Here is a 25825-nt window from a genome sequence, read left to right as displayed (position 1 = left end):
ATCGAGGCCGGGATGTCAAGGTCGGCATGCCGTTGAAGACCCATCCTCGCACCTTTGATCGTCATCGCCCGGCTTGTCCGGGCGAGCCATGAACACGGATCACTCAGATGACGCCGCGGCGAGGCTGCATCAGGTTTCGCGCGCGCGGAGTCCATGGGTGGCCCGGACAAGCCGGGCCATGACGGTCTGGATTGGGTTCAGCGCCCCGACCGAACCTGCAGCTCAGCAGAGAACGAACAGCCGGCGCTCTCAAGGCGAGGCGCGCCGGCCACCCTCCCCGTGAAGGGGAGGGAAAGCCGGATCAGTCCTCGTCGTATCCGGTCGACAGGCTGAGGGCGGCCCAGCGGCCGAACTCCTCCTGGAAGGCGGCCCACGACTGGGTGGCGTAGTGGACGGCGTCGGCGCCCAGCAGGAGCTGCACCGGCGGGTTCTCGTCGTCGACGATCTTCAGGATGGCCGCGGCCACCTTAGCCGGGTCGCCGCCCTCCTGGCCGGCGTGGCCGCCCAGGATGCGCTCGGCGTTGTGGGCGGTCTGGTCGTAGTCGGCGATCTTGGCCTCGGTCACCCGCATCGAGCGCCCGGCGTAATCGGTGCGCATGCCGCCCGGCTCGACGTTGGTCACCTTGATCCCGAGGGGCGCGACCTCCTGGGCGAGCGTGCGGCCGATGCCTTCCAGGGCGTGCTTGCTGCCGCAGTAGATGCCCGTCCCGGCCCAGGCGGCCAGGCCGCTGACCGAGGTGATGTTGACCACATGGCCCGCCTTGCGCCGGCGCATGTGGGGCAAGGCCGCCTGGATCGCGGCGACGGGGCCGAAGACGTTCACCTCGAACTGGGCGCGCACCTCGGCGAGGCTCGCTTCCTCCACCGCGCCGACCAGGCCATAGCCGGCGTTGTTCACCAGCACGTCGATGCCGCCCAGGGTCTGCTCGGCGGCCTCGACCACGGCGCGCACCCGGGCCTCGTCGGCCATGTCGACGATGAAGGCGAACGAGCGGCCGGGCGCCAGCCGCTCAAGCTCGGAGGCCGCGGCGTCGTTGCGCACGGTGCCGACCACCTTGTCGCCACGCGCCAGGGCCGCGTCCATCAGCGCCCGCCCGAGGCCGGCGCCGGCCCCGGTGATCAGCCAGTTCGTCATATCCGCTCTCCCAGGCGCCGCACTCGAAACCGCTCATACCGCGTCGTCGCCCGGCTTGTCCGGGCGACCCATGAACACCGTGGAGACGAAACGGCCCGCGGCGGACGCCTCGCGATCATGGCCTGCGCCGTGTTCATGGGTGGCCCGGACAAGCCGGGCCATGACGTCCCTTATCGTTCAATGCTTTGGACAGGTCCGCCCTAGTACGGCTTGTCGCCGCGCACCCACAGGCGATGCATCTCGCGGATGTACTTGGTGTCGTCGTAGAGCGTGCCGGTGTGCAGGGTGCAGCGGTTGTCCCACATCATGATGTCGCCCTTGCGCCACTTGTGCCGGTAGACGAAGCGGTCCTGGGTGGCGAACTCGACCATCTCCTCCACGAGGTCGAGGCCCTCCTGCTTGGGCATGCCCATCACCTCGATCACCGTGCCGGTGGAGGGCCAGAGCGCCTTGCGGCCGTCGGCGGGGTGGGTGCGGACCAGCGGGTGGTAGACGTCGGGGTTCTGGGCCTTCAGCTCGTCGGAGAGCTCGCGCGCGCCGTATTCCCGCGTCGACATGAAGTACTGGTAGGAGTGGTGCAGGATCTTGCCGTCCAGCTCGGCCTGCTTCTCGGGCGGCAGGGCGTTCCAGGCCGCCACGCAGTCGGCGACCAGGGTGTCGGAGCCCTCGGGCGGCACCTCGACGGCGTACAGCATCGTCGCCATCACCGGCTCGGCCTTGTAGCTGTAGTCGGTGTGCCAGCCGACGCCGTCGTTGTGGGCGCCGATCGGCTTGCCGTCCACGACCCGGTTCGAGAGCGTGTAGACCTTCGGATGGCCGGGCACGGTGAATTCCTTCAGCGTGTGGTCCTCGGGCTCGCCGAAGTTGGAGATGAAGTCGACCAGCTGGCCCGGCGACATCTTCTGGTCGCGCAGCATGATCGCGCCGTGACGGTGGAAGGTGTCGACCACGCCCTTCAGCGTCTCCTCGTCGGCGGTCGCGAGGTCGACCCCCAGAATCTCGGCGCCGAAGCCCGGCATCAGAGGACGGGTGCGGATATTCACCAGGGTGCTCACGCGATTTCCTTTCAGGGAGGAACAGGGCCCATTGCACGCTAGATGTGGGCGACCGTCAGGTCTTGCACCGGCGCGCCCAATTCGTTGCCGGGAGACCTGATCACCTTTCGGACCCCCAGATGGCAGGCGCCCAAGAAACCGGCGCAGCCTCGTTCTACTGTCGTCGCGGACCGCTCCACACAAGACCGAAAGCGGCCCCGGATCGTAGATTTCCGCTCTCGAAAGTCCCTGGAGAGCGACCCAAATGGCCTTTTTCTGCGACGACGGCGAGGCGCGGACCGACCTGGAGCCCGGCGCCCTGCATTTGCTCAGGGCGACGCCGAAAACCGTGCACTGGGGCTACTTCGACGCCGCCCTGGCGCCGGCGCTGAAGGTGAAGAGCGGCGACCTGATCCAGGCCGAGGCCATCACCCACCACGCCGGCGACGCCCCCGAGCTGATGATGGACGACGGCGTGAAGGCGATCTTCAGCGAGATCCCGGAAGCCGACCGCAACCCCGGCGTCCACATCATGACCGGGCCGATCTACGTCGAGGGCGCGAAGCCCGGCGACATGCTGGAGGTGCGCTACCTGCGCATGACGCCGCGCTGCAACTACGGCTCCAACCTCGCGGCCAACTGGGGCTATCTCTACAAGGAGTTCGACGAGAAGGAGCGGGTGACGATCTACCAGCTCGATCCGAACGCGCGGCAGGCCGAGGCGCTCTACGCCTACGACTTCCCCGGCAAGTACCTGGTGCCCGGCACGGTCACCCACTGCCCCGTCTGCGACCGCCAGCCCGCCCTGCCCGGCGTGCGCATCCCGGCGCGGCCGCACCTGGGCACCGCGGGCGTGGCCATGGACGTGGCCGGCCGCGTCAGCACCATTCCGCCGGGCGCCCACGGCGGCAACATCGACAACTGGCGCATCGGGGCGGGCGCGGTGATGTACTACCCGGTGCAGGTCGACGGCGGCCTGTTCTCCATCGGCGACCCGCACGTCAGCCAGGGCGACGGCGAACTGTCGGGCACGGCCATCGAGGCGTCGCTGAACGTGCTGTTCCAGATCGTGCTGCGCCGCGACTTCCACTTCCCCTCGCCGCTGCTGGAGACGCCCAACTGGTGGATCGTCCACGGCTTCGACGAGGACCTGAACGTGGCCACCCGCAACGCCTCGCTCGACATGCTGGGCCTGCTCAACGAACACATGGGCCTGTCGAAGAACGACGCCTATTCGCTGATGAGCGTGGCGGGCGACTTCGCCATCACCCAGGTGGTCGATGGCCGGCAGGGCGCGCACGTGCGCATTCCCCGCTCCATCTTCCCGCGCAAGCCGTCGGGTGATTAAAGCGGCGCCGGGAGGCGCCTGATGCAACCAGTCGAGATCGTCGTCGTGGGCAGCTACAACCGCGACGTTGTGCTGTCGGTCGCGCAATTGCCGGCGCCGGGAGAGACCTGCCTGGCGCTGGGCCGGCTGACCGCGCCGGGCGGCAAGGGATCGAACCAGGCCGTGCAGGCCGCGCGGGCCGGCGCGCGCGTGGCCATGCTGGCCGCGGTGGGCGACGACCTCCACGCCGACGAGGCGCTGGCCACCTGGACCGCGTGCGGCATCGACGTCTCGGGCGTCGCGCGCCTCGCCGGCCGCGACACGGGCATGGCCGTGGTGATGGTCGACGCGCGCGGCGAGAACAGCATCATCGTCGATGCGGGCGCCAACACCCATCTCGACGCCGCGCACGTGGAGGCCGCGGCCGGCCTCGTCGGCGGCGCGAAGCTGGTGGTGGCCCAGCTGGAGACGCCGGTCGCCGCCACGCGCCGCGCCTTCGAGATCGCGCGCGCCGCCGGCGTGACGACGCTGCTGAACGCCGCCCCGGCGCCTGACGCGATCTCGGACGACCTGCTGGCGGTGACCGACATCCTGGTGGTCAACGAGGGCGAGGGCCAGCGGCTGACCGGCGCGAGCCACGCCCACGCGATCGGCCCCGCCCTGCTCCAGCGGGTGGGCCAGGCGGCCATCGTCACCCTGGGCGCCCAGGGCGCGGTGCTGTTCCAGGGCGAGGCCGAACCCGCTGCGCGCGGCGCGCACCGGGTCGAGGTGGTCGACACCACCGGGGCGGGCGACGCCTTCATCGGCGCGTTCGCGGCGAGGCTCGCCGCCACGGGCGACGCGGGCGCGGCCCTGGCCTGGGGCCTGGCGGCCGGCGCCCTGGCCTGCACCCGGCTGGGGGCCACCGACAGCTTCGCCGAAGCCGCCGCGATCGCCGCCCTGGCCGAGGCCTGACGGTGGGATTCCGGTCGAACGGCGAGCGAGCCGCCGTGGGCCAGGGTCGTGACAGCGCCCGGTCCACGGTCCAGTCTGGGGCATGACCGTTCGCACTCCATCGGCCGGGCGCCTGAAGCGCGCGCGCGACGTCCAGGCTCCGGCGCCGAGCCGGGCCGGGATGCGCCGCCTGGAGGGCGGCGTGTTCACCATGGGATCCGACCGCTACTATCCCGAGGAGCGGCCGGCCCGGAAGGTGCGGGTGGATCCCTTCTGGATCGACGAGACGCCGGTCACCAACCGCCAGTTCGCCAGGTTCGTCGCCGCCACGGGGCACAAGACCGTCGCCGAGATCGCGCCCGACCCGGCCGACTATCCCGGCATGCCGCCCGAGATGGCGAAGGCCGGATCGCTGGTCTTCCGCCAGACCCCCGGCCCCGTCCCGCTGCGCGACGTCTCGCAGTGGTGGTCCTTCGAGTTCGGCGCCGACTGGCGCCATCCGCTGGGGCCCGGCAGCAACCTGCGGGGGCTGGAGGACCATCCGGTCGTCCACGTGGCCTATCCCGACGCCGAGGCCTACGCCGCCTGGGCCGGCAAGGCCTTGCCCACCGAGGCCGAGTGGGAGTTCGCCGCCCGCGGCGGGCTGGCGGACCGGGAGTTCGCCTGGGGCGACGAGCTCGCGCCCGGCGGCGCCATGCTCGCCAACTACTGGCAGGGGGCGTTCCCCTACATCAACACCGAGGAGGACGGCTGGCTCCGGACCTCGCCGGTCCGCGCCTACCCGCCCAACGGCCATGGCCTGCACGACATGATCGGCAACGTCTGGGAATGGACCTGCGACTGGTACGCCCTGCCGACGGTCGAGCCCAAGGCGCCCGGGGCGTGCTGCACGCCGGCCAATCCCCGCGGCGGGACCGAGGCGGCCAGCGTGGACCCCCTCACCCCGGACATCCCCATCGGCCGCAAGGTGCTGAAGGGCGGCTCGCACCTGTGCGCGGAGAGCTATTGCCAGCGCTATCGCCCCGCCGCGCGCCACCCCCAGACCATCGATTCCTCGACCACCCACATCGGCTTCCGCTGCGTGGCGCGCGACTAGGGCGCTATCCGCAATGAAGGCGGAAGCCGGGGCCTATTCCGGCCCGCCGCCGTAGAGCAGCGCCTTGGCGTCCACGGGCCGGCGGGCGATGTAGTCCTCCACCAGGCCGCGGACCGCGCCGGGCTTGGCCGAGGCCGTGCGGTTGAGCGGCCCCCAGCGGGGCGGCGCCATGGAGGCCGACCAGGCGCCCCACTCCGACTTCATCCGCTCCAGCCGCTTGGGGTCGGCCGACGCGAGGTCGTGGCGCTCGCCGATGTCGGAGCGCAGGTCGAAGAGGAAGTAGGCGTCCTCGGCCTTGACCAGCTTCCAGCGGCCCTCGCGCATCGCGCCCAGCGGCCCCGCCCGCCAGTAGAGGCGGTCGTGGGCGTCGCCGGCCTTCGCGCCGGTGAGGAACGGCGTCAGGTCGACGCCGTCCAGGCCCTCCATCGACGCGCCGGCCGCCTTCAGCGCCGTGGCGGTGACGTCGAACTCCATGGCGACCGTCGGGATGGTACGCGCCTGGGGCAACCGGCCCGTCCAGCGGAAGATCGCCGGCGTCCGGATGCCGCCTTCGAGCGTCAGCCCCTTGACCCCGGCCAGCGGTCCGTTGGCGGAGGTGGTCTGCCAGGTGGGCCCGCCATTGTCGCTGGCGAAGACGATGAGCGTGCGTCGGCCGAGGCCTTCGCGATCCACCGTGTCCACGATCTTGCCCACGGCGTCGTCGAGCGCCGCCAGCATGGCCAGGTAGGTGCGCCGGCTGGGGTCCTTCACGTCGGCGTAGCGGGCCAGGTAGCGGTCGGTGGACTGCAGCGGCGCATGCACGGCGTTGAAGGATTCGTAGATGAAGAAGGGCCGGTCCTTGTGGGCCTCGATGAAGGCGACGGCCTCGTCGGCGAAGGCCTCGGTGGTGTGCGCCGGCATCGGCGCCGGCGAGGTCCCGCGCAGCATGGCCTTCGCGCCGGTCTTGCCGTCGGGGATGTAGGCCATGGCGCCGTCGAGGAAGCCGTAGAAGGCGTCGAAACCGCGGGCGGTGGGGACGTTGGTTTCCGTGAAGCCGATATGCCACTTGCCGTTCATCGCGGTGGCGTAGCCACGCGCCTTCAGGCGCTCGGGCAAGGTCGGTTCATCGCGGGGCAGGCCGAAGTCGGTCGCGGTGCGCTGGGCCAGGCCCGGATTGTTCTCGAACCCGAACCGCTGCTGGTAGCGGCCCGTCATCAGGGCCGCGCGGCTGGGCGCGCAGACGGGGTGGTTGGCGTAGTAGTCCGTGAGGCGGACGCCCTGGGCGGCCAGCCGGTCGATGTTGGGGGTGGCCACGTCGCGGCCGCCCTGCACGCCGAGGTCGCCGTAGCCCAGGTCGTCGGCGAGCAGGATGATGATGTTGGGTCGGTCGTCGCCCTCCGGCGCGGCCGGCGTGCGGTCGCGGGCGCCCGCGACCGGCGCCGCCATCGCCGTGGCCAGGACGGCGATCGCGATTCCCCGCAACCGGTTGCGCCAGGTCATGATGTCTCCCCCTCAAGCCGGCGCCGCCGCGCCCTGTTGCGTTCAGTGCGCCTCGGGCGCCAGGTCCGCCACGATGGTGCGGCGGGCGTAGAGATAGAAGCCGACCCCGACCAGGCTGATGAGCGCGGCGCAGTCCAGGGCGGCGCGGAGGCCGCCGGCCTCCCCCAGCCCTAGCGGGCCGGCGAACATGTCGCTGAGCGCCCCCACCACCAGCGGCCCGGCCCCGATGCCCATCAAGTTGATGAAGAAGATCGAGCAGGCGGTGGTCGTCGCCCGCAGGTTCGGCGGCACGATGCCGTGCAGGGTGGCGTAGACCGGACCGGCCCAGAACACGTTGGTGAACGACTGGAGCATCAGCAGCACAGCCGCCAGGGCGATGCTGTCCACGTGGAGGGCGGCGATGTAGGCCGGCGCGCCGACCACCAGGGCCAGCGCCGGGGCGATCATCACGTTGCGGATGTCGCGGGCCGCCGCGCGGTCGGCGATCACGCCGCCCAGCCAGGCGCTGAACGCGCCGAACACGCCGTTGATCAGGCCGATGGAGATGCCCAAGAGCCCCACCGGCTTCAGCCCGAAGCCCGCCGCCAGCGTGGCGACGGCCTCGGCGTGGTTGCGCAGGAAGAACGAGGCGAGGAACGGGCCCTGGCCGTCGGTGAACATCACCTTGAACCCGACGCCGAACGTCACGCACCAGAAGGTGGGCTTGGCGGCCAGGAAGCGGAACGCCTGCAGCACCGGCGGCTGGGCCGCCTTGGCCGCGGCCGCGTGCGCGGCGAGGTTCGACCGCGTCTCCTTCATCGTGGCCAGGATCAGGACGACGAGCACGACGCCGGGCGCGCCCGCCATCAGGAACGCCGCGCGCCAGCCGAAGGCGTCGGCCACCAGTCCGCCGAACGCCATGCCGATGAGGGCGCCCAGGGGCACGCCCATCGCGTAGAGGCCCAGGGCCGAGGAGCGCTTCTCCTTCGGGAAATAGTCGCTGATCAGCGACTGGGAGGGCGGCACGCCGCCGGCCTCGCCGACCCCCACGCCGAACCGGCAGAGGCAGAGCTGGGCGAACGACTGGGCCATCGACGACAGGGCCGTGAAGCCGCACCAGACCGCCACGGCCGCGGCGATGATGGCCGGCCGGCGTCCGTACTCGGCCAGCCGCGCCACGGGCACGGCCAGCATGGTGTAGACCAGCGCGAAGGAGATCCCCGACATGATCCCCACCTGCCAGTCGGCCAGATGGAGCTCGTGCTTGATCGGCTCGGCCAGGATGTTGATCACCTGCCGGTCGAGGTTGTTCAGCACATAGATCGCGAGCAGCAACGCCAGCACGTAGTTGGCGTAGGCGGGCCGGAAGCCGGCGGCGCGCTCCGCCGGGGCCTCGACGGTCAGTTCGGCCATCAGCCTGCCTCCGCTCGGGCGCGGCGCTGGCCGATCCCGGTTTCACTCCCCACGGCGTCTCGAGCGCCCGGAAGGCGCCCGGCCTGACGCCGCCGCACCCCCCTTGTTCTCGACGAGACTAGGTTTGTTACCAGTGGGTATCAACACCAAAAGTCGCGACAGACGGCCCGCCGCATTAAAATGTTACCAGGAAGTCGCAAATGCTTGACGACCCCCCGCGTCGCGCTCATGTTACCCGTCAGGAACAAGCGGCCGGCGAGCCGTGACAAAGGGGGAAATGACCATGGGGCGCAGGAAGCTACTCGCGTCGGCCGCTTGCTTGGCGCTGGCCGCGCCGGCGGTGGCCTCGGCGGCGGAGACCGTCGGGGTCGAGGAGGTGATCGTCACGGCCCAGAAGCGGCCGGAGAACGTCCAGGACGTTCCCATGTCGATCAGCGCGATCAGCGGCGATCAGCTGGAGAAGGCCAACATCTCGACGGTGGCGGACGTCTCGCGGTTCGTCCCCAGCCTGTCGATCCAGCAGTCCACCAACAACCGCAACTCCTCGATCGTCCTGCGGAACGTCGGGACCTCGGGCACCAACCCCGGCACGGATCAGGACGTCGGCGTGTTCGTCGACGGGGTCTACGTCCAGGTCGCCGGCCCGGTCTACAGCGAGCTGTCCGACATCTCGACGGTCGAAGTGCTGCGCGGCCCGCAGGGCACGCTCTATGGCCGGAACACGCCGGTGGGCGCGATCAACATCACGACGCGCGCGCCGACCGACCGGACCGAAGCCGAGAACACCATCCAGTACGGCAACGACAACCGGTTCAAGATCACCGGGCTGATCGGCGGCGGCCTCGCCCCCGATCTGGCGGGGCGGGTCTCGTACTGGTACGGCCGCGACGACGGCGAATACGAGAACATCTATGACGGCTCGAAGACCGGCAAGGACCGCAAGGCCGGCGTCCGCGGGCGACTGCGCTGGACGCCCGGCGACGATACGACCGTCGACCTGATCGCCTACTACTCCCACGCCAAGGTCATCGGCTCCAACGCCCGGCAGGTGGATCCGCTGGGCCCGGGCGGCATCGTCTTCGGCTACAATCCGACGCCCACGTCGTTCGCGACGTCGCCGTTCGTGATCGCCCAGACGGCGGCCAACCCGTCGCACCCCTATGTGCCGGCCGGGAAGTTCCAGGTGAACGCCGCGACCGACTCCGAGAACACGACGAACATGTACGGGGTGTCGGGGCAGATCACCCATGACCTGCCGCAGATCAACGCGACGATCACCGACATCCTCGCCTACAACTCGTACTACGACCACACGCCCAATCAGTCCCCGGGCGGCCTGCCGCTGGACATCACGACGAACGAGCAGCGGGACAAGATCCGGGCGACCAGCAACGAGCTCCGGATCGCGTCCGACGCCAAGCAGAAGATCGATTACGTCGGCGGCGTCTACTACTACCACAGCACCCTGGACTACGACGCGATCACCACCGTCGGCACGATGGCGAACCGCGTGTTCCCGGCCAGCACCGGCGGCGGCGGCAAGATCCCGGCCGGCAACCGCCAGACGCTGACCTACGCCCAGGACATCGACGCCATCGCGATCTTCGGCCAGGTGACGTTGAACGTCACCGACCAGTTCCGGGTGACCGCCGGCGGGCGCTGGAGCCGGGACAAAAAGACCAGCTCGATCGACGCGGTCCTGTCCAACATCACCGGCGCCCCGGTGTCGCCGGTGTTCTTCGCCAACCAGCAGGGCGGCGGGTCGCTGACGGGCAAGCGCGTCGACAAGGACACGACGTGGTCGCTCGGCGCCCAGTACGACCTCACCGACGGCGTCATGGCCTATGTCATCGCCGGCACCGGCTACAAGGACGGCGGCTTCAACTCGCGTTCGGCGGTCGTGACGCCCTACACCTTCGACCCCGAAACCTCGCGGACCTACGAGGCCGGGATCAAGTCGACCCTGTTCGACCGCAAGCTGATCCTGAACGTCGACGTGTTCCGCATGAAGGTGAACAACTACCAGCAGTCGACCCTGACCCCTCAGGGCGTCGGGTTCGTGATCGGCAACGCCGGGAACTTCCGGAACCAGGGCGTGGAAGTCGACGCCCAGGCCGCCCCGATCGAGCACCTCAGCCTGAAGGGCAGCCTCAGCTACATCAAGTCGAAGATCGTCAGCGGCGCCGACCGCCAGACCTGCGACAAGACCTATCCCTTCCAGGGGTCTGATCCGCCCCCCTCGTCGGGGCAGTACACCGACTCCACCAAGGCCTACTGCAACTTCAACGGCCTGACCCTGCCGCTCTCGCCGAAGGTGCGCGGCAGCCTGGCGGCCCGCTGGGAGCAGCCGCTGGCGAGCACGGGGTGGAGCTGGTTCGTCTCCGGAAGCATGAACTACCAGAGCTCGCAGTACATGGACGCGAGCCTCGATCCGCGAGCCTACCAATCGAGCTACACGCTGTTCGACGGCAACCTCGGCGTGACCTCCGACGACGGCGCGTGGCGGGTGTCGATCTGGGGCAAGAACCTCAGCAACAAAGAGTACTTCATCGTCGAGGCCTCCCAGACCCAGGGCGCCAACATCAGCGGCGGCGGAACGCGTCCGGCCAACGGCTTCATCGGCTGGATGGGCCAGCCGCGGACCTACGGGATCGAGGTGAACCACCGCTGGTGACGGCGGCGGCGAACGTACACGGCGCCACGGCGCGCCGCGCCCCGCCCGACCCGCCCTGCGAAGCGGCGACCGGGATGGACGCGGAGGCGTGACGCCAAGGGACCGGCGGCATGGGCCTCCCCTCGCGCCGCCGGTCCCCATCGAACATCAATCGATGGGCCGACCGCGCGGAGCCGGGCGCTTCGCCGTGCGCGCGGTCGCGCCCCCGGAGAGCGACATGGCCGACACCACGCGAGCCGCATTTCCCAAGGGCGACCGTCCCTGGTCCGATCTCGAGCGCGAGATGCGCCAGCGCACGTCCGACGACGCCGACTGGCGCGCCGGCCGCACCGCGATCTTCTTCTTCATGGCCGACCAGGAAGCCTACGAGGTCGGCAAGCGCGCCTTCATGGCGTTCTTCTCCGAGAACGCACTGGGCGCCGCGCGGGCCTATCCGGGCCTGGCGGCGATGGAGCGCGAGGTGCTCGACTACGGCCTCGACCTGCTCTCGGCGCCGGAGGGCGGCCGCGGCGTCTTCACCACCGGCGGCACCGAAAGCATCCTGCTGGCGACGAAGGCCGCGCGCGAGCGCCACCGCGCGCTCAAGTCCCACAATCCCGGCGCGCCGCTCAACATCGTCATGCCCGTCACCGGCCATCCGGCGTTCGACAAGGCCGCGATCCTGATGGACGTGGAGGTGCGCCGCGCCCCGCTCGACCCCGACCGCCGGGTGAACGTCGAGGCCCTGCGCAACCTGATCGACGAGAACACCATGATGGTCGTGGCCTCGGCGCCCTGCTTCCCGCACGGCGTCATCGATCCGATCGGAGAGGTCAGCGCCGTGGCCGAGGCCGCCGGCGTCTGGATGCATGTCGACGCCTGCGTGGGCGGCTGGATCGCGCCCTGGTTCGAGCGGATCGGGCGCGGCACGCCGGTGTTCGACTTCCGCCATTCCGGCGTGCGCTCGATCTCGGCCGACCTGCACAAGTTCGGCTTCGCCCCGAAGCCCTCGTCCACCGTCTTCTTCCGGGAGGGGGAGGATCTGGACCGCTCGACGTTCCGCCTCGGCTACTGGCCCAGCGGCATGTACACCACGGCCACCATGTCGGGCTCCCGGCCCGGCGCGGCGGTCGCCGCGGCCTGGGCGGTGATCAACCACCTCGGCGTCGAGGGCTACACGCGCGCGGCGCGGAACCTGTCGGCCATGGTCGACCGCTACGTCGAGGGGATCACCGCGATCGAGGGGCTGGAGCTCTGGGCCAAGCCTGACGTCACCATCATCAACTTCGGCTCCAACGCCTTCGACATCTACGCCGTCGCCGAGCAGATGCGCGCGAAGAAATGGATCCCCGGACTGACCAGCGCGCCGCGCGGCATGCATACGATGCTGTCGATGCAGCACGAGCCGGCCCGTGAGCAATATCTCGCCGATCTGCGCGAAAGCGTCGCCGCGGTGCGCGCCGCCAAGTCGAAGAGCGACCTGACCGCCACCTACTGACCCCTAGGCCCAGCCCCGGAAGGGAGACGTGACTTGGACACCGCCGAACCGCTCGCCACCGACTGGTCGACCGAGGGCGTCGTCAACCGCCGGGAGCGGTACTACGCGGCGTCCCAGCGCAAGTTCGTGCCCTACCAGTCCCCGCTGATCTTCCAGCGCGGCGAGATGCAGTACCTCTGGGACGAGACCGGCCGGCGGTACACCGACCTGCTGGGCATGAACCTCTGCATCTCGGTGGGCCACGCCCATCCCAAGGTGGTCGCCGCGGTGCAGGCGCAGGCCGCCCAGCTCACCCACTGCACGACCATGTTCTACCACCCCGTCCCGGCGCACCTGGCCGAGGAGCTGGTGGCGACCATGCCGGCGGGCCACGACTGGGTCGTCCACTTCACCAACAGCGGGACCGAGGCCGTCGACCTGGCGCTGCTGATGGCGCGCGAGTTCACCGGCGCCATCGACATGCTGTCGCTGCGGACCAGCTACCACGGCGCGACCTTCGGCGCGCAGGCGCTGACCGGCATCGCCGGCTTCCGCCATGACGTGCCGCAACTGGGCGGCGTCACCTTCGTGCCCGAGCCCAACCAATACCGCGGCGTCTTCGGCCCGGGCGTGCAGCCGTACCTCGACGAGATCGACCGGGCGATCCAGACCGCCACCTCGGGCCGGCTGGCCGGCATGATCATCGAGACCGTCCAGGGCTACGGCGGGATCGTGCCGATGCCGCCCGGCTACCTCGCCGGCGCCTTCGAGCGGGTCCGCGCCGCCGGCGGGCTGGCGATCAGCGACGAGGTGCAGTCGGGCTTCGCCCGCACGGGCGACCACTTCTGGGCCTTCGAGGCCGACGGCGTGGTCCCCGACATCGTGGTGATGGCCAAGGGCATCGGCAACGGCATCCCGCTGGGCGCGGTGGTGACCAAGCGGCACATCGCCGAGTGCATGGCCGACAAGTTCCTGTTCCACACCTACGGCGCCAATCCGGTGGCCTGCGCGGCCGGCCGCGCGGTGCTCCAGGCCATCCGCGAGGAGAAGCTGCAGGACAACGCCCGCACGGTCGGCGCCGCGCTCAAGGAGGGCCTGGCCGAACTCCAGCAGCGGCACGCGATCATCGGCGACGTGCGCGGCGTCGGGCTGATGACCGCCATCGAGCTGGTGAAGGACCGCAGCACCAAGGAGCCGGCCACGGCCGAGACCGCCGCGATCTTCGAGGAGACCCGCCGGCAGGGCGTCGTCGTCAGCAAGTCCGGCCCGCACCGCAGCGTGCTGCGCATGGTGCCGCCGCTCTGCCTGTCGATGTCCGACATCGGGCCGGTGATCGACGCCCTCGACGCCAGCTTCCGCAACGCCCTGAACTGACCGCCGCACGCCCACCCGAAGCCGCAGGAGCCGTCATGTCCCGCAAGCCGCCCAAAGCCCCCGGAACCCCCGGCGCGAGCCGCCGGGCGCTGCTGGCCGGCGGAACCGGCCTGATCGGCCTCGCCGCGTCGGTGACGGCCACGCGCGCCGCGGCCCCGCCGGCCCGCAAGCCGGTCGACGGCGCGCGGCCCAACATCGTCTTCATGATGGTCGACAACTTCGGCTACGGCGACCTGGGCTGCTACGGCGGCGGCGAGCTGCGCGGCGTGCCGACCCCCAACATCGACCGGCTGGCGACCCAGGGCCTGCGGCTGACCAACTTCAACGTCGAGCCGGAATGCACGCCCACGCGTTCGGCCCTGCTCACGGGCCGGATGCCGGTGCGCAGCGGCACCTCCCGCGTCGAACTGAACGGCGGCAAGGACGGCATCGCGCCGTGGGAGTACACCCTGGCCGAGCTGCTCTCGGACGCCGGCTATGCGACCGCCTGCTACGGCAAGTGGCACCTCGGTTCGAGCGAGGGCCGCTTCCCCACCGACCAGGGCTTCGACGAGTGGTTCGGCATCCCCCGCTCCAGCGGCGAGAGCAACTGGACGATCCAGCCGGGCTTCGTGCCTTCGGAATACCAGCTCCAGCCCGTGCTGGAGGGCCGGCGCGGCGAGCCCAGCCGGGCGCTGCGCCCCTACGACCGGACCGCCCGCTCGCTGATCGACCGCGAGATCACCGACCGCGCCGTGGCCTACATCGACAAGCACGCCAAGGCGAAGAAGCCCTTCTTCCTCTACCTGCCCTACACCCTGCCGCACGATCCGCCGCTGACGCACCCGGACTTCACCAAGCCCAACCGCTCGCAGTACCAGAACGCGCTCGACGAGATCGACCACAACGCCGGCCGGGTGATCGACGCGGTGGACGCCGCCGGCATCGCCGACAACACCATCGTGATCTTCACCAGCGACAACGGCCCGCAGACCTTCCAGGGCCCCGGCGTCGACTTCGGCGGCCAGTCCGACTCCGGCCCGTTCCGCGGCGAGTTCCCGAGCGGCTGGGAGGGCGCCTTCCGCGTGCCCTGCGTGATCCGCTGGCCGGGCCGCACGACCCCCGGCCGCACCTCCAACCAGATCGTCGCGATCCTCGATTTCTACCGCACCCTGGCGCGGGTGGCCGGCGCGGCCGACCGCACGCCCACCGACCGGGCCGTCGACTCTCTCGACCAGACCGACTTCCTGTTCGGCGACAAGGCCGAGTCGAGCCGCGACCACATCATGTACTTCCACGCCGATCGCCTGCTGGCGATCAAGTGGCGGAACTTCAAGATGCACTTCGAGATCCGGGAGCCGCCGCGCAACGAGGTGGTCTCCACCGGCCAGAACGCCACGACCACCCTGGCCTACACCCTGCCCAATCCCTGGCTGTTCGACCTTGAGAACGATCCCAAGGAGATGTGGAACATCTCCACGACCAGCCTCTGGGTCCGCCGCCCCATGGCCCGCATCCAGCGCGACTACGCCGCCAGCGTCGCGAAGTTCCCCAACCTCAAGCCGGGCGCCGAAGGGCCGCCGGCCGGTGACCAGGCCTGACGCCGCAATCGACCAGGAGGCGCCCGCCATGCCGTTGATGATCGAGGATCCCGTCGACGGTCCGAAGGGCCAGGCGCTCTGGACCCGCGCCGACGCCGTGCTGCCCGGCGGCGGCATCTATCTGTCGCGCAGCGCCGACATGGCCGGCCGCGGCGTCCTGCCCGGCTTCATCGTCGCCGCCGAGGGCTGCCGCATCACCGACCCCGACGGGCGGCGCTACATCGATTTCCTCAGCGCCAACGGCCCGAACATCCTGGGCTACCGCCATCCCGAGGTGGAGGCCGCCGTGGCCCGCCAGGCCGAACGGCTCACCAGCGCCAGCATGTTCCCCGACACCCTGGTGGAGGTGATCGAACGGCTCCTGGCGCGCTTCCCGGGCTTCGCCTGGGGCGTGGTCTCCAAGAACGGGTCCGAGGTGGTGAGCCTGGGCGCCCGCGTCGCGCGCCAGCACACCCGCCGGCGGGGCCTGATCACCTTCACCGCCGCCTACCACGGGAGCGATCCCGAGCTGGCCACCCTGCCCCAGCCCGGTCCCCTGACGGAGCTGACCGGCGACGTCTGGCGGCTGCCCTGGAACGATCCGCAGGCGCTGGTCGACCACTGCCGGGCCCATGGCGAGGCGTCGGCGGCGATCATCCTCAACCCGCTGGACCAGAACCCCCGGCATCCGACCGTGGCGCCCACCACCGACTTCATCGCCGCCATCGAGCAGGTGCGCGCGCAGCACGACGTGCAGCTGGTGTTCGACGACGTGCGGCACGGCTTCCGCCTGCACCCGGAGGGATCGCACAAGGGCCTGGGACTGGAGCCCGACATCACCACCTTCGGCAAGGCGCTGGGCAACGGTCACGCCATTTCGGCGCTGCTGGCCCGCGAGCACCTGCGCCGCGCCGCCCGGAAGATCTTCTACACCTCGACCTACATGTTCGAGGCCACGCCCATGGCCGCCGCCATGGCGGTGCTGGAGATCTACGACCGCGACCGGGTCTTCGACCACATCGTGGCCATGGGCCAGCGCCTCTGCGACGGCCTCGCGGCGGGCGCCGCCAAGGCAGGCCACGCGGTCGACATCTCGGGACCGCCCACCATGCCGACCCTGCTGTTCGCGAACGACGAGGATGGGGCGCGCCAGCGCCGGTTCGCGCGCGAGGCCGCGGCGCGCGGCGCGCTGCTGCACCCGGCGCTGAACTGGAACCTCAGCGGCGCCCACGCCCCGGCCGACATCGACGAGACCATCGCCATCGCCGCCGAAGCCTTCGCCCTCACCCCGCCGGCCTGAGGGGCCGCCGCCTCAGGCGGTGGGCTCGAACCAGATGGGCGAGGACCAGGCGCGTTCCATGACGGTGGGGGCAAGCGCCGGGTTGGGCGGCGTGCCGTTGCGCAGCGCGTCCCAGGTCGACCAGCGGCACGACGGGTTCTCCAGCACGCGGACGTAGTAGAAGGCCCGCTGCTTGGGATCGAACTGCGGATCGGTCCAGACGGTGCGCATCTCCACGTCACCCTTGAAGCGGTCGGGTTCGCAGGTCTGGAGGTTCACCGACGCGCCGTTGTCGGGGCAGCGCCAGGTGGTCTTGTTCAAGGCCAGCCCGTCGGAGCAGGCGACGTCGAAGACCTTCTCCTTGGCCACCCCGTTCTCGATCCAGCCCTTCACGATCTGGGCGCGTTGCAGATAGCCCGACTTCGGATCGCGGACGGCCCAGACCAGGAACTTGGGCGCGCGGCCCTTGGCGGCGGCCAGGTCGCCGCCCATCGGCACGCCGTGAGCGTAGGCCTGGCGCACGGTGTCGGGCCGGGTCAGCAGGTCGGACGGGAAGTCGTAGCCCCCGAAGAACCGAACGCGGATGCGAGGGCCCGAGGTGGCGAAGGTCTCGCGCCGGCGCAGCGCCGCGAAGATCGACTCGCGGTCGTTCTGCTCGGCCCAGACCCCGGCCAGGCCCGAGGCCCCCCAGGAATTGTAGCGGCCGCCGGCCGCGGCGGCGTCGACGCCCTCCCAGGTCCTGGCGCCGTTCGGCGGGATCGATCCCCGCAGCTCGGGCATCCCGTCGGCCCGCCCGGCCTTCGAGAAATAGTTGGGCTCCTCGACGCTGCCGGGGGCGGCGTTGTGGGTGTCGGACGAGCCGATGAAGCCCAGCTTGAACGGGTTGGCGCCCACCTTTTCGCGATAGAGAAGGCCGTCCTCCAGCGCCCGGCGGACGTAGCCGCCGTCGAACTTCGTGATCGCCTTGTTGAGGCCGATGTAGCTCTCCATGATCTCGAAATTCGCCCACTCGTCGTTGGGCGAGAGCGAGGGATGGGTCTCCGAAGTCCCCTTGGTCTGGGTGAGCTCGACCAGGGGCTCGTTGCGGGCGCGCAGCTCGGCGTAGGCCCGGTCGATCGACTGGCCGTTCATCCGGCTGCCGTCGAACATGAGGCCGTCCGAGCCGTTCGAGTTGTGCGGGATCGCCAGCACGTCAACGCCCGCGCCGCGCCAGCCGTCCATCTTGCGCCACAGATCCTCGGGATCGTTCGAATCGGCGACGGAGAAGGGCAGCGTCGGAACCTTCGCGGAGCGGAAGATCACGTTGCGGTGCAGGTTCCGGCCGGTCAGGCCCGCGGTGAACTCATAGCCCACGAAGGTCGTGAACTTGCCGGGCTGGTAGTTGCGCGCCGCCGCATCCTGCACTTCCTGCCAGGCTCGGGAGCGGATGGCCGGATCCTTGAAGGGCTCCGGCAGCGTCCCGTTGCGCCAGGCCTGCCCGAAGGCGCGGAAGGCCTTCTGAATCTCCTCCCGATCCGAACTCACCAGCGCCTTGGCGAAGTCCAGCTTCGAGAGCGGGCTGGCGGGATCTCCCGCCTCACGCACGACGCCCATGTATTCGGAGTGGTCGGTCACCGCGGTGAAGTCGAGCGGACCGCCCGTCAGGCGGATCTGGTAGCCGGCGGCATGGCCGATCGGCTCGCCCTTCGCGAACCGGTAGGCGTCTTCCGGCGTGCGGCGGACGTTGAAGATATAGGCGTCGTTCGACAGATAGGTGTGGACGTGCAGATCGCCGAAATAGGCGTTGCGGTCCGGGTTGTAGCCCGGAAGTCGCTCAGACGACGAAGGCGCGCTGGCCGCGGCGGGTTTGGCCGCGGACGCGACGGTCTTGGCGGCGGGCGACGCCGGCTCCGGCTTCGCGCCGGTCATGGCCCCGACCGCGCCGCCGGCCACCAGCAGGCCGACCACGACCGCGGGCGCGGCGTAGCGCAAGGTGTCCTTCAACCTGGGTGTCACGGCGCTCTCCCTCGCTTTTTTGTTTCTTGTCGCCCGGATCAGGCGGTGGGGTCGAACCAGATCGGCGATGACCAGGCCCGCTCCATGATCGTCGCCGGGAAGGTCGGGTTGGGCGGCGTGCCATTGCGGATGGCGTCCCAGGTCGACCAGCGGCACGACGGGTTCTCCAGCACGCGGACGTAGTAGAAGGCGCGCTGCTTGGGGTCGAAGCCCGGATCGGTCCAGACGGTGCGCAGCTCCACGTCGCCCTTGAAGCGGTCGGGTTCACAGGTGGCGAGGTTCACCGAGGCGCCGTTGTCGGGGCAGCGGGCGGTCTTGGGATCCACCTTCAGCCCGTCGGAGCAGGCGACGTCGAACACTTTCTCCTTGGCCGCGCCGTTCTCGATCCAGCCCTTCACGATCTGGGCCCGTTGCAGATAGCCGCCGGTCGGGTCGCGCACGGCCCAAACGAGGAAGGTCGGCGCGCGGCCCTTGGCGGCGGGCAGGTCGCCGCCCATCGGCACGCCCTTCGCATAGGCGGTGCGCACCACGTCGGGCCGCGTGGCGATGTCGGCGGGGAAGTCGTAGCCGCCGAAGAAGCGCACGCGGATTCGGGGGCCCGAGGTGGCGAAGGTCTCGCGCCGGCGCAGGGCCGCGAAGATGGACTCGCGATTGTTCTCCTCGGCCCAGACGCCGGCCAGGCCCGAGGCGCCGCGCGTCTGGCGGATCACCGCGCTCTGGCCGCCCTGCCAGTCCTTGGCGCCGTCGCGCGGGATCGAGCCCCGCGCCGCCGGCGTGCCGTCACGGCCGCCCGAGGCGCCGAAGTAGTTGCGCTCCTCCGCCGCGCCCGGCGTGGCGTTGTGGTTGTCGGTCGAGCCGATGAAGCCCAGCTTGAACGGGTTCACGCCCAGCTTCTCGCGGAAGAGGATGCCGTCCTCCAGGGCGCGGCGGACGTAGCCGCCGGCGAACTTCGTCACCGGTTTATCCCTGCCGATGTAGCGGTCCATGATCTCGAAATCGGCCCATTCGTCGTTGGGCGACAGGGTCGGATGGGTCTCCGAGGTGCCCTTGGTCTGGGTGATCTCGGTCAGCGGTTCGTTGCGGGCGCGCAGCTCGGCGTAGGCCCGGTCGATCGGCTGGCCGTTGCGCCGCACGCCGTCGAACATGATCCCGTCGGAGCCGTTGGCGTTGTGCGGGATGGCCAGCACCGGCATGCCCTGGGTGCGCCAGCGATCCATGGTCCGCCACAGGTCCTCGGGATCGGTGGAGTCGGTCGCGGCGAACGGCAGCGTCGGGGCCTTCGCGCTCCCGAAGATGACGTTGCGGTGCAGGTTCCGACCGTCCGGCGCCGAGGTGAACTCATAGGCGACGAAGGTGGTGAAGCGGCCGGGCTGGTAGTTGCGCGCCGCCGCCTCCTGCTCCTCCTGCCAGCCGTGCGAGACCAGCGCGGGGTCCTTGAACTCCTTGGGCAGGGTGCCGGAGTGGCTGGCCATCACGAAGGCGCTGAACGCCTCTTGCATGCCGGCCGCGCCGGTCCCGGACAGGCTCTTGGCGAACGGCAATTTGGACAGCGGGCTGTCGGGCCGGGCCGCCTCGCGCACGGCCGACAGATATTCGGAGTGGTCGGTGACGGCCGCGAAGTCGAGCGGTCCGTTCTCCAGGCGCACCATGCCGCCGGCCGCGTGGCCGATCGCCTCGCCCCGGGCGTAGCGGTAGGCGTCGTCCGGCGTGCGGCGGACGCTGGAGATGTAGGCGTCGTTCGACAGGTAGGTGTGGACGTGCAGGTCGCCGAAATAGGCGTTGCGGTCGGGATTGTAGCCGGGCAGGTGCGCGGCGGCCTTCGCCGCCGGCTTGGGCGCGGGCTTCGGCGACGCCGCGGCCGCGGGCCGGGCCGGCTCCGCCTGCGGCGCCTGGACGGCGCTCACCGCCGCCGCGCCGCCCGCCAGCAGTCCGACCACGACCGCCGGAACCACATACCGCATCGCCGCCATGTCTCGCCTCCCCAGTCCTTGTCGCGCGCCGCCCCGTGGGTCAGCGGTATTCGGGCTCCACCCACTCGGGCCAGAGGTCGGGCATGTCCTTCGAGACCCGGTCCGGGAACGCCGCCGGGCGCTTCTCCAGGAACGAGGCGATGCCCTCCTTGGCGTCGGCCGACGCGCCGCGCGCGCGCATCGAGCGGCTGTCGGCGCGGTGGGCCTCCATCGGGTGGTCGGCCACCAGGCCCCGCCAGATGAGCTGGCGCGTCACGCCCATGGAGACCGGCGCGGCGTTGTCGACGAACTCGCGGGCCAGCGCATAGGCCGCCGGCAACAGGTCGTCCGGCGCGTGGACCGAGCGCACCAGGCCGTGTTCCTTCGCCTCCGCCGCCGGGAAGATGCGCCCGGAATAGCACCACTCCAGCGCCGTCGGCGCGCCCACCAGCCGCGGCAGGAACCAGGAGGAGGCCGCCTCCAGCGCCAGGCCCCGGCGGGCGAAGACGAAGCCGAACTTGGCCGTGTCCGACGCCATGCGCACGTCCATGGCCAGCTGCATGGTGACCCCCACGCCCACGGCCGCGCCGTTCACCGCCGCGATCACCGGCTTCAGGCTCTGGAAGATCCGCAGGGTCAGGCGGCCGCCGCCGTCGCGGCTAAGGTCGCCGGTGTCGCCCGCCGCCCGGCGCTCGGCCTCCCGCGCGCCCGCGTCGAACGTGCCGGCCCCGCTGCCCAGGTCCGCGCCGGCGCAGAAGCCGCGGCCGGCGCCCGTCACGATCACGGCCTTCACCGCGTCGTCGGCGTCGGTCACATCGAAGACGGCCAGCAGGTCGAGCATCATCTTCGGCGTGAAGGCGTTCAGCCGGTCGGGCCGGTTGAGGGTGATCGTCGCCACCCCGTCGGCCACGTCGTAGAGGATCGTCTCGAAAGTCGGCTGGCTCATGTTCCCGTCCCGCAGGGCTCCGTTCCCGGCGGCGCGATCGCCCCGGCCGAAGCCTCCTGTTGATGCCCTTGGGACGAAGCTAGGCGTGCGTCCGGATCACGGCAACACAAATGTTCCCAGCCGGTATCAAATACCGCTCGGAGAGCGCCGTCACTCGCCGGGAAGACGGTAGTTGAGCTCGACCGTGCCCAGCCGGAAAGCCTCGCGCGACGACAGGTGGTACTCGCGCTGGATGCGCGCCCACCAGCGCAGGCGGGTTTCCTCGTCGAGGCCGTCCTGGCCCTCGATCCAGCGGATCAGGTTCTCGATGAACGGGCCGACGTTCAACCGCGACGCGTAGCGCGCCCGCGCCTCGGCGCCCGGCGGCGCATCGGGGCCGACCATGAACCAGCGCTTGAGCGTGTAGGCCGCGATCGTGCTCGACACCGCCTCGGCCCAGTCGAGCTGCTCGACCCGGGCCTGGCTGTAACGCAGCACCAGCAGGTACGGCTCCGGGCAGGAGGCGGCGACCCGCGCCACCTCGCGGGCCCGCGCGCCATACACCGGATACGGCCGGGCATAGGCCTCATGGATGCCGGCGATCACGTGATCGCGGATCGCGTCGAGCAGGTGCTTCTTCGAGGAGAAGATCCGGTAGATCAGCACCTTCGGCACGCCCGCCGCGTCGGCGATGTCCTGCATGGTGGCCTGGCCGAGGCCCTTCTCGAGGAAGACCCGGCTGGCGATGCGGATGTAGGCCTCGCGCCGCTCGGCGACGTTCACCCGTGGCTTCGAGCCTCGGCCCTTCTTCGGCCGCGAGGCCGTCTCAGGCGTCTTCAAGTCCGCATCCTCTCCCGTCCGGCCTCTGGATCCGGCCCATCCGCTCCGCTTCGCCGGCCGGGCTTCCGCCTCAGCACCGCAACTTGCGGTAACATCGGCCGCCTGGGCGAACAACGCTCATATGACCGCCTGAGCCATTCCGCCACATATTGAGCCCAATTGGTAACATTGCTAGTCGTGCGCTGCATCTAGGAACAGGAAAACGCCCCATGGACGTGCAGGACAAAGTCGTCGTGATCACCGGCGGCGGCAGCGGAATCGGCAAGGCCATGGCCGAACGGTTCCATCGCGGCGGCGCGCGCGCCGTGGTGATCGGCGACCTCAACCTCGAAGGCGCCGAGGCCGTCGCCGCGTCGGTGGGGGGCGTGGCGCTCCGCACCGACGTGGCCGTCGAGGCCGACGTGGCCCGGCTCGTGGCGCTCGCCGAGGAACGCTACGGCGGCGTCGACCTCATGTGCTCCAACGCCGGGGTCTCGGTGCGCGATCCCGACTTCAACAACGCGACATCGGCCTCCAACGAGACCTGGACGCTGGGCTGGAACGTCAACGTCATGGCCCATGTCTACGCCGCGCGCGCGGCGCTGCCGGGGATGATCCGGCGCGGCGGCGGGCATTTCCTGCACACGGTCTCGGCGGCGGGCCTGCTCAGCCAGCCCGGCAGCCCCGTCTACGCCACGACCAAGCACGCCGCCGTCGGCTTCGCCGAGGCCCTGGCGATCACCCACCATTCGCAGAACATCCGGGTCTCGATCCTGTGTCCCCAGGCGGTCGACACGCCGCTGATCCGCGGCGCGCGCGGTTCGCAGGGCGTCGACGGGGTGCTGTCGCCGGAGGCGGTGGCCGAATGCGTCGTCGAGGCGCTGGCCGCCGACCAGTTCCTCATCCTGCCGCACCCGCAGGTGGCCACCTACATGCAGCGCAAGGCCGCCGACTACGACCGCTGGATCGGCGGCATGGCCCGCCTGCGCGACAAGATCGCCGCCACCCTCGACTGATCGGCTTGAGGCGGCGCTGGTGGGCCCGGCAGAACTCGAATTTCTGAGGGGATTTGAGCCTTGGCCCGCCAAAATACCATCAGCGATACCATCATCGCTGCAGTACCCGTTCCGATCCAGCTCCGGCGTTTCAGCCATTTCCATTTCATCGCAGTCAGTGTGCAACTGCTCCTGAGGGCGCCGTTGCGGCGGCACTGATCCACTATTCGGACGGCGGCACGATCAGGGATCAGCGAACGCCTGAAATGGCTGACGAGACCAGCTAACGGACCGCCAGAGTGATCGATGCGCCGGCGGCGAGCGCCGTGGCGTTGTACTTCACGATCCTGGCGTAGCGCGACATCGCCCGCGTCTGTGTCACCTGGCGGCACCAGTCGACGTCGTAGAAGGCGAGTTCGCGGTTCGCGGCGGCGTTGCGGCAGACGGTCCCGGACGCCACGCGCACCTCCTGCTTCACTCCATCAGGCGTCTTGCCCGCCAGGGAGATGCGAATTGAGGTGGGCGCATGCCCCTCGATCTGGAGCGGCGTCACGTCCTGCGCCGCCGCAGCGGCCGGGAGCGCCAGCGCCGACACGGCCGCCAGCGCGCTGAGCGTCTTCAAGCTGAACATGAGATTGCCTCCTTGCGATCTTGCAGGATGAGGCTAGGCCCGCGGAAGCCGATCACGATTGTGGGCCGTCAACCTCGGCCTTGATAACCGCTGTGGCCTGCGACGACCTGTCCGGTGGCGGGCTTGATCTTCGACAAACCCAAGGGCGGCGACAGCCGCTACGGCTTGGCGAAACGCTTTTCCCGGGCTCCGCATGATCGCACCTACGTCAACCTTTGATGCGCCAACCACGGCAGGGGTCCGTGTTCTGTTCTTCGGCAAATTGGCCGATCGGTTCGGACGCATGCGCGACGTCGACATTCCGCCCGGCGGCTGCACCGTCGGCGCGCTCAAGCCGCGCCTCGCGGCCGGGATCGAGGCCGGAGACGTCCTCAATGACGCCGACATCCGCACCGCCGTGGACCAGCAGTTGGTGCTGAACGACGAGGTGCATATCCGGCCTGGCCAGGAGGTCGCCTTCCTGCCCGCTTTCTCTGGAGGTTGATCATGGACGGCAATATCGCCCCGACGACCAAGGCGCGCATCGACCCGTCGCTGCCTTTCTACCCGCTCAGCATCGCCGTACTGACGATCTCGGACACGCGGACGGCGCAGACCGACACCTCGGGCGCGCTGCTGGCCGACCGGCTGGCGGCCGCCGGCCACACGCTCGCCGACCGTGCGATCGTTCCCGATGATGTCCCGGCCATCCAGGCGCGAATCCGCGCCTGGGCTGTGGATCCGACTATCGACGTGATCGTCACGACCGGCGGCACAGGCTTTGCGCCGCGGGACGTCACGCCCGAGGCCGTTCGGCCGCTCCTGCGCCGCGAGATGGACGGCTTCGCCGTCGTCTTCCATCAGGCCAGCTACGGAACCGTGGGAGTCTCGACCCTGCAGTCGCGCGCGCTCGCCGGCCAAATCGACGACACCTTCGTGTTCTGCGTGCCCGGATCCACCGGCGCGTGCCGCGACGCCTGGGACCTGGTGCTGGCGCAGGAATTCGACAGCCGCTTCAAGCCCTGCTCGCTGGTGGGCCAGGTTCCACGTTACCGCGGCGTCTGCGCCTGAACGCGAAACGGCGGCGGGCCGGAGACGCCCGCCGCCGCCCGCGACGTCCGCGCTGTTCGCTGTGTGGCCGTCGGCGAGGTGAGTGTGCGCCTGCGGCCGACTCCCCCGGACGTCAGGTCAGGAACGGCTCGAAGAGCACCTCGTTCTCGAGCCGCATGTGTTCCCGCAAGTCGAAGTCCAGCTTGCGGCAGGCGATCACCAGGGCCCGCCAGGTCGCGCAGGCGCCGGGCGGCGCGCTATGGTCGTGCGTCAGCGCGCGCAGACGCACCAGCTGTTCCTCGACGTCAGCGTGCTCGGCCATCATCCGGCCGATCGGAAAGCGGATCATCGGGCTGCCGCCGCCCAGGATCATCGGGAATAACACCTGCTCTTCCCGTTGCTGATGGCTCTCCAGGTCATCGGCCATGAAGGCGAGATGATCGGCCAGGCCGCGCGGGCATTCGGCGTCGCCGGCGTGCACCGCCTCGACCTTGCGCGCCATTGCGATGGCCTGCGGCAACTCGCGCCGATGCGTGTCGTGGTAGCGCGTCAGGATGAGGTCAATCAGCCCCTTCACGTCCGCCGGGGCGTCGTTGGCGGGGGGCGGCGGGAAGAACGCACAGCGGATCGCCGCGCCACCCACGGCGGGATTCGGAATGGGAGCAGACGTCTCTTCGTACATGTGTGAACTCCTCCGGGCTCTCTGATAGCGCGGGCCGAAGCCCCGCGCCTTGAAGCGTGGCG

General features: G+C 70.2%; 22 protein-coding genes. 11 read left to right on the top strand and 11 right to left on the bottom strand.

Annotated elements, in window-relative coordinates:
• Positions 1 to 301 precede the first annotated feature (301 nt).
• Genes GC203_RS08990 through GC203_RS08980 form a run of 3 tightly spaced genes read right to left on the bottom strand, consistent with a single transcriptional unit; the run spans position 302 to position 2190 of the window.
• The gene (locus GC203_RS08990; protein ID WP_293453475.1) at positions 302 to 1135 is read right to left on the bottom strand and encodes an oxidoreductase; all 834 of its coding nucleotides are present in this window, start codon (positions 1133 to 1135) and stop codon (positions 302 to 304) included.
• Between the two features lie 33 nt (positions 1136 to 1168).
• A complete protein-coding gene (locus GC203_RS08985; RefSeq protein WP_293453473.1) occupies positions 1169 to 1297 on the bottom strand; it encodes a hypothetical protein in 129 nt (42 codons plus the stop codon).
• Positions 1298 to 1335: 38 nt separating this feature from the next.
• Entirely contained in the window at positions 1336 to 2190 is an 855-nt protein-coding gene (locus tag GC203_RS08980; RefSeq protein ID WP_293453471.1) for a TauD/TfdA family dioxygenase, read from the bottom strand.
• Positions 2191 to 2434: 244 nt separating this feature from the next.
• On the opposite strand from GC203_RS08980, the gene GC203_RS08975 reads away from it, so the two are divergent.
• The 3 genes from GC203_RS08975 to GC203_RS08965 all read left to right on the top strand — a co-directional run bounded on the left by GC203_RS08975 (position 2435) and on the right by GC203_RS08965 (position 5525).
• The gene (locus GC203_RS08975; RefSeq protein ID WP_293453469.1) at positions 2435 to 3517 is read left to right on the top strand and encodes an acetamidase/formamidase family protein; all 1083 of its coding nucleotides are present in this window, start codon (positions 2435 to 2437) and stop codon (positions 3515 to 3517) included.
• A gap of 21 nt (positions 3518 to 3538) precedes the next feature.
• On the top strand, positions 3539 to 4450 hold the full coding sequence (locus GC203_RS08970) for a ribokinase (protein ID WP_293453467.1): 912 nt from the start codon (positions 3539 to 3541) through the stop codon (positions 4448 to 4450).
• Between the two features lie 82 nt (positions 4451 to 4532).
• Positions 4533 to 5525 (top strand): formylglycine-generating enzyme family protein, encoded by a 993-nt coding sequence (locus tag GC203_RS08965; RefSeq protein ID WP_293453465.1) that lies wholly within the window; start codon positions 4533 to 4535, stop codon positions 5523 to 5525.
• Between the two features lie 33 nt (positions 5526 to 5558).
• Here GC203_RS08965 and GC203_RS08960 read toward each other — a convergent pair whose 3' ends face one another.
• Together GC203_RS08960 and GC203_RS08955 are read right to left on the bottom strand one after the other, a co-directional pair.
• On the bottom strand, positions 5559 to 7004 hold the full coding sequence (locus GC203_RS08960; protein WP_293453463.1) for a sulfatase-like hydrolase/transferase: 1446 nt from the start codon (positions 7002 to 7004) through the stop codon (positions 5559 to 5561).
• 42 nt (positions 7005 to 7046) lie between these two features.
• Positions 7047 to 8396 carry an MFS transporter gene (locus GC203_RS08955; RefSeq protein ID WP_293453461.1) on the bottom strand — a complete coding sequence of 450 codons (1350 nt, stop codon included), beginning with the start codon at positions 8394 to 8396 and terminating at the stop codon, positions 7047 to 7049.
• Between the two features lie 319 nt (positions 8397 to 8715).
• Here GC203_RS08955 and GC203_RS08950 point away from each other — a divergent pair, with 319 nt between their 5' ends.
• The 5 genes from GC203_RS08950 (at position 8716) to GC203_RS08930 (ending at position 16759) form a co-directional block, all read left to right on the top strand.
• On the top strand, positions 8716 to 11070 hold the full coding sequence (locus GC203_RS08950) for a TonB-dependent receptor (protein WP_293453459.1): 2355 nt from the start codon (positions 8716 to 8718) through the stop codon (positions 11068 to 11070).
• 217 nt (positions 11071 to 11287) lie between these two features.
• Positions 11288 to 12547 carry an aminotransferase class V-fold PLP-dependent enzyme gene (locus GC203_RS08945; protein WP_293453457.1) on the top strand — a complete coding sequence of 420 codons (1260 nt, stop codon included), beginning with the start codon at positions 11288 to 11290 and terminating at the stop codon, positions 12545 to 12547.
• Positions 12548 to 12580: 33 nt separating this feature from the next.
• The gene (locus GC203_RS08940; RefSeq protein WP_293453455.1) at positions 12581 to 13900 is read left to right on the top strand and encodes an aspartate aminotransferase family protein; all 1320 of its coding nucleotides are present in this window, start codon (positions 12581 to 12583) and stop codon (positions 13898 to 13900) included.
• Positions 13901 to 13935: 35 nt separating this feature from the next.
• On the top strand, positions 13936 to 15480 hold the full coding sequence (locus GC203_RS08935) for an arylsulfatase (RefSeq protein ID WP_293453454.1): 1545 nt from the start codon (positions 13936 to 13938) through the stop codon (positions 15478 to 15480).
• Positions 15481 to 15508: 28 nt separating this feature from the next.
• Positions 15509 to 16759 carry an aminotransferase class III-fold pyridoxal phosphate-dependent enzyme gene (locus tag GC203_RS08930; RefSeq protein ID WP_293453453.1) on the top strand — a complete coding sequence of 417 codons (1251 nt, stop codon included), beginning with the start codon at positions 15509 to 15511 and terminating at the stop codon, positions 16757 to 16759.
• A gap of 12 nt (positions 16760 to 16771) precedes the next feature.
• Here GC203_RS08930 and GC203_RS08925 read toward each other — a convergent pair whose 3' ends face one another.
• The 4 genes from GC203_RS08925 to GC203_RS08910 form a co-directional block, all read right to left on the bottom strand.
• Complete coding sequence (locus GC203_RS08925; protein WP_293453452.1) at positions 16772 to 18733, bottom strand: DUF3604 domain-containing protein; 1962 nt, start codon at positions 18731 to 18733, stop codon at positions 16772 to 16774.
• Between the two features lie 38 nt (positions 18734 to 18771).
• Positions 18772 to 20703: a DUF3604 domain-containing protein gene (locus GC203_RS08920; protein WP_293453450.1), complete on the bottom strand. Its 1932-nt coding sequence runs from the start codon at positions 20701 to 20703 to the stop codon at positions 18772 to 18774.
• Between the two features lie 40 nt (positions 20704 to 20743).
• The gene (locus tag GC203_RS08915) at positions 20744 to 21628 is read right to left on the bottom strand and encodes a crotonase/enoyl-CoA hydratase family protein (RefSeq protein WP_293453448.1); all 885 of its coding nucleotides are present in this window, start codon (positions 21626 to 21628) and stop codon (positions 20744 to 20746) included.
• 150 nt (positions 21629 to 21778) lie between these two features.
• On the bottom strand, positions 21779 to 22447 hold the full coding sequence (locus GC203_RS08910; protein ID WP_293453447.1) for a TetR/AcrR family transcriptional regulator: 669 nt from the start codon (positions 22445 to 22447) through the stop codon (positions 21779 to 21781).
• Between the two features lie 209 nt (positions 22448 to 22656).
• Between GC203_RS08910 and GC203_RS08905 the strand changes: the two genes are divergently transcribed.
• Positions 22657 to 23442, top strand: a complete 786-nt coding sequence (locus GC203_RS08905) for an SDR family oxidoreductase (RefSeq protein ID WP_293453445.1) — start codon at positions 22657 to 22659, stop codon at positions 23440 to 23442.
• Between the two features lie 262 nt (positions 23443 to 23704).
• On the opposite strand, the gene GC203_RS08900 is transcribed toward GC203_RS08905, so the two are convergent.
• Positions 23705 to 24052 carry a hypothetical protein gene (locus GC203_RS08900; protein ID WP_293453443.1) on the bottom strand — a complete coding sequence of 116 codons (348 nt, stop codon included), beginning with the start codon at positions 24050 to 24052 and terminating at the stop codon, positions 23705 to 23707.
• Between the two features lie 193 nt (positions 24053 to 24245).
• Between GC203_RS08900 and GC203_RS08895 the strand changes: the two genes are divergently transcribed.
• Positions 24246 to 24536, top strand: a complete 291-nt coding sequence (locus GC203_RS08895) for a MoaD/ThiS family protein (RefSeq protein WP_293453441.1) — start codon at positions 24246 to 24248, stop codon at positions 24534 to 24536.
• Between the two features lie 2 nt (positions 24537 to 24538).
• Complete coding sequence (moaB, locus tag GC203_RS08890) at positions 24539 to 25102, top strand: molybdenum cofactor biosynthesis protein B (RefSeq protein ID WP_293453439.1); 564 nt, start codon at positions 24539 to 24541, stop codon at positions 25100 to 25102.
• A gap of 112 nt (positions 25103 to 25214) precedes the next feature.
• Here moaB and GC203_RS08885 read toward each other — a convergent pair whose 3' ends face one another.
• Positions 25215 to 25763: a hemerythrin domain-containing protein gene (locus GC203_RS08885; RefSeq protein ID WP_293453437.1), complete on the bottom strand. Its 549-nt coding sequence runs from the start codon at positions 25761 to 25763 to the stop codon at positions 25215 to 25217.
• Between the last annotated feature and the right edge of the window lie 62 nt (positions 25764 to 25825).

The organism is Phenylobacterium sp. (assembly GCF_016124325.1).
In the GTDB taxonomy this organism is placed as follows: Bacteria; Pseudomonadota; Alphaproteobacteria; order Caulobacterales; family Caulobacteraceae; genus Phenylobacterium.
This window is presented reverse-complemented; position numbering and strand designations above follow the sequence as displayed.

What these genes read in the sequence shown, in the direction of transcription:
- GC203_RS08990 (WP_293453475.1), bottom strand. Translation starts at nt 1,135, where the DNA reads ATGACGAACTGGCTGATCACCGGGGCCGGCGCCGGCCTCGGGCGGGCG.
- GC203_RS08985 (WP_293453473.1), bottom strand. Translation starts at nt 1,297, where the DNA reads ATGGCCCGGCTTGTCCGGGCCACCCATGAACACGGCGCAGGCCATGAT.
- GC203_RS08975 (WP_293453469.1), top strand. Translation starts at nt 2,435, where the DNA reads ATGGCCTTTTTCTGCGACGACGGCGAGGCGCGGACCGACCTGGAGCCC.
- GC203_RS08970 (WP_293453467.1), top strand. Translation starts at nt 3,539, where the DNA reads ATGCAACCAGTCGAGATCGTCGTCGTGGGCAGCTACAACCGCGACGTT.
- GC203_RS08965 (WP_293453465.1), top strand. Translation starts at nt 4,533, where the DNA reads ATGACCGTTCGCACTCCATCGGCCGGGCGCCTGAAGCGCGCGCGCGAC.
- GC203_RS08960 (WP_293453463.1), bottom strand. Translation starts at nt 7,004, where the DNA reads ATGACCTGGCGCAACCGGTTGCGGGGAATCGCGATCGCCGTCCTGGCC.
- GC203_RS08955 (WP_293453461.1), bottom strand. Translation starts at nt 8,396, where the DNA reads ATGGCCGAACTGACCGTCGAGGCCCCGGCGGAGCGCGCCGCCGGCTTC.
- GC203_RS08945 (WP_293453457.1), top strand. Translation starts at nt 11,288, where the DNA reads ATGGCCGACACCACGCGAGCCGCATTTCCCAAGGGCGACCGTCCCTGG.
- GC203_RS08935 (WP_293453454.1), top strand. Translation starts at nt 13,936, where the DNA reads ATGTCCCGCAAGCCGCCCAAAGCCCCCGGAACCCCCGGCGCGAGCCGC.
- GC203_RS08930 (WP_293453453.1), top strand. Translation starts at nt 15,509, where the DNA reads ATGCCGTTGATGATCGAGGATCCCGTCGACGGTCCGAAGGGCCAGGCG.
- GC203_RS08920 (WP_293453450.1), bottom strand. Translation starts at nt 20,703, where the DNA reads ATGGCGGCGATGCGGTATGTGGTTCCGGCGGTCGTGGTCGGACTGCTG.
- GC203_RS08915 (WP_293453448.1), bottom strand. Translation starts at nt 21,628, where the DNA reads ATGAGCCAGCCGACTTTCGAGACGATCCTCTACGACGTGGCCGACGGG.
- GC203_RS08905 (WP_293453445.1), top strand. Translation starts at nt 22,657, where the DNA reads ATGGACGTGCAGGACAAAGTCGTCGTGATCACCGGCGGCGGCAGCGGA.
- GC203_RS08900 (WP_293453443.1), bottom strand. Translation starts at nt 24,052, where the DNA reads ATGTTCAGCTTGAAGACGCTCAGCGCGCTGGCGGCCGTGTCGGCGCTG.
- GC203_RS08895 (WP_293453441.1), top strand. Translation starts at nt 24,246, where the DNA reads ATGATCGCACCTACGTCAACCTTTGATGCGCCAACCACGGCAGGGGTC.
- moaB (WP_293453439.1), top strand. Translation starts at nt 24,539, where the DNA reads ATGGACGGCAATATCGCCCCGACGACCAAGGCGCGCATCGACCCGTCG.
- GC203_RS08885 (WP_293453437.1), bottom strand. Translation starts at nt 25,763, where the DNA reads ATGTACGAAGAGACGTCTGCTCCCATTCCGAATCCCGCCGTGGGTGGC.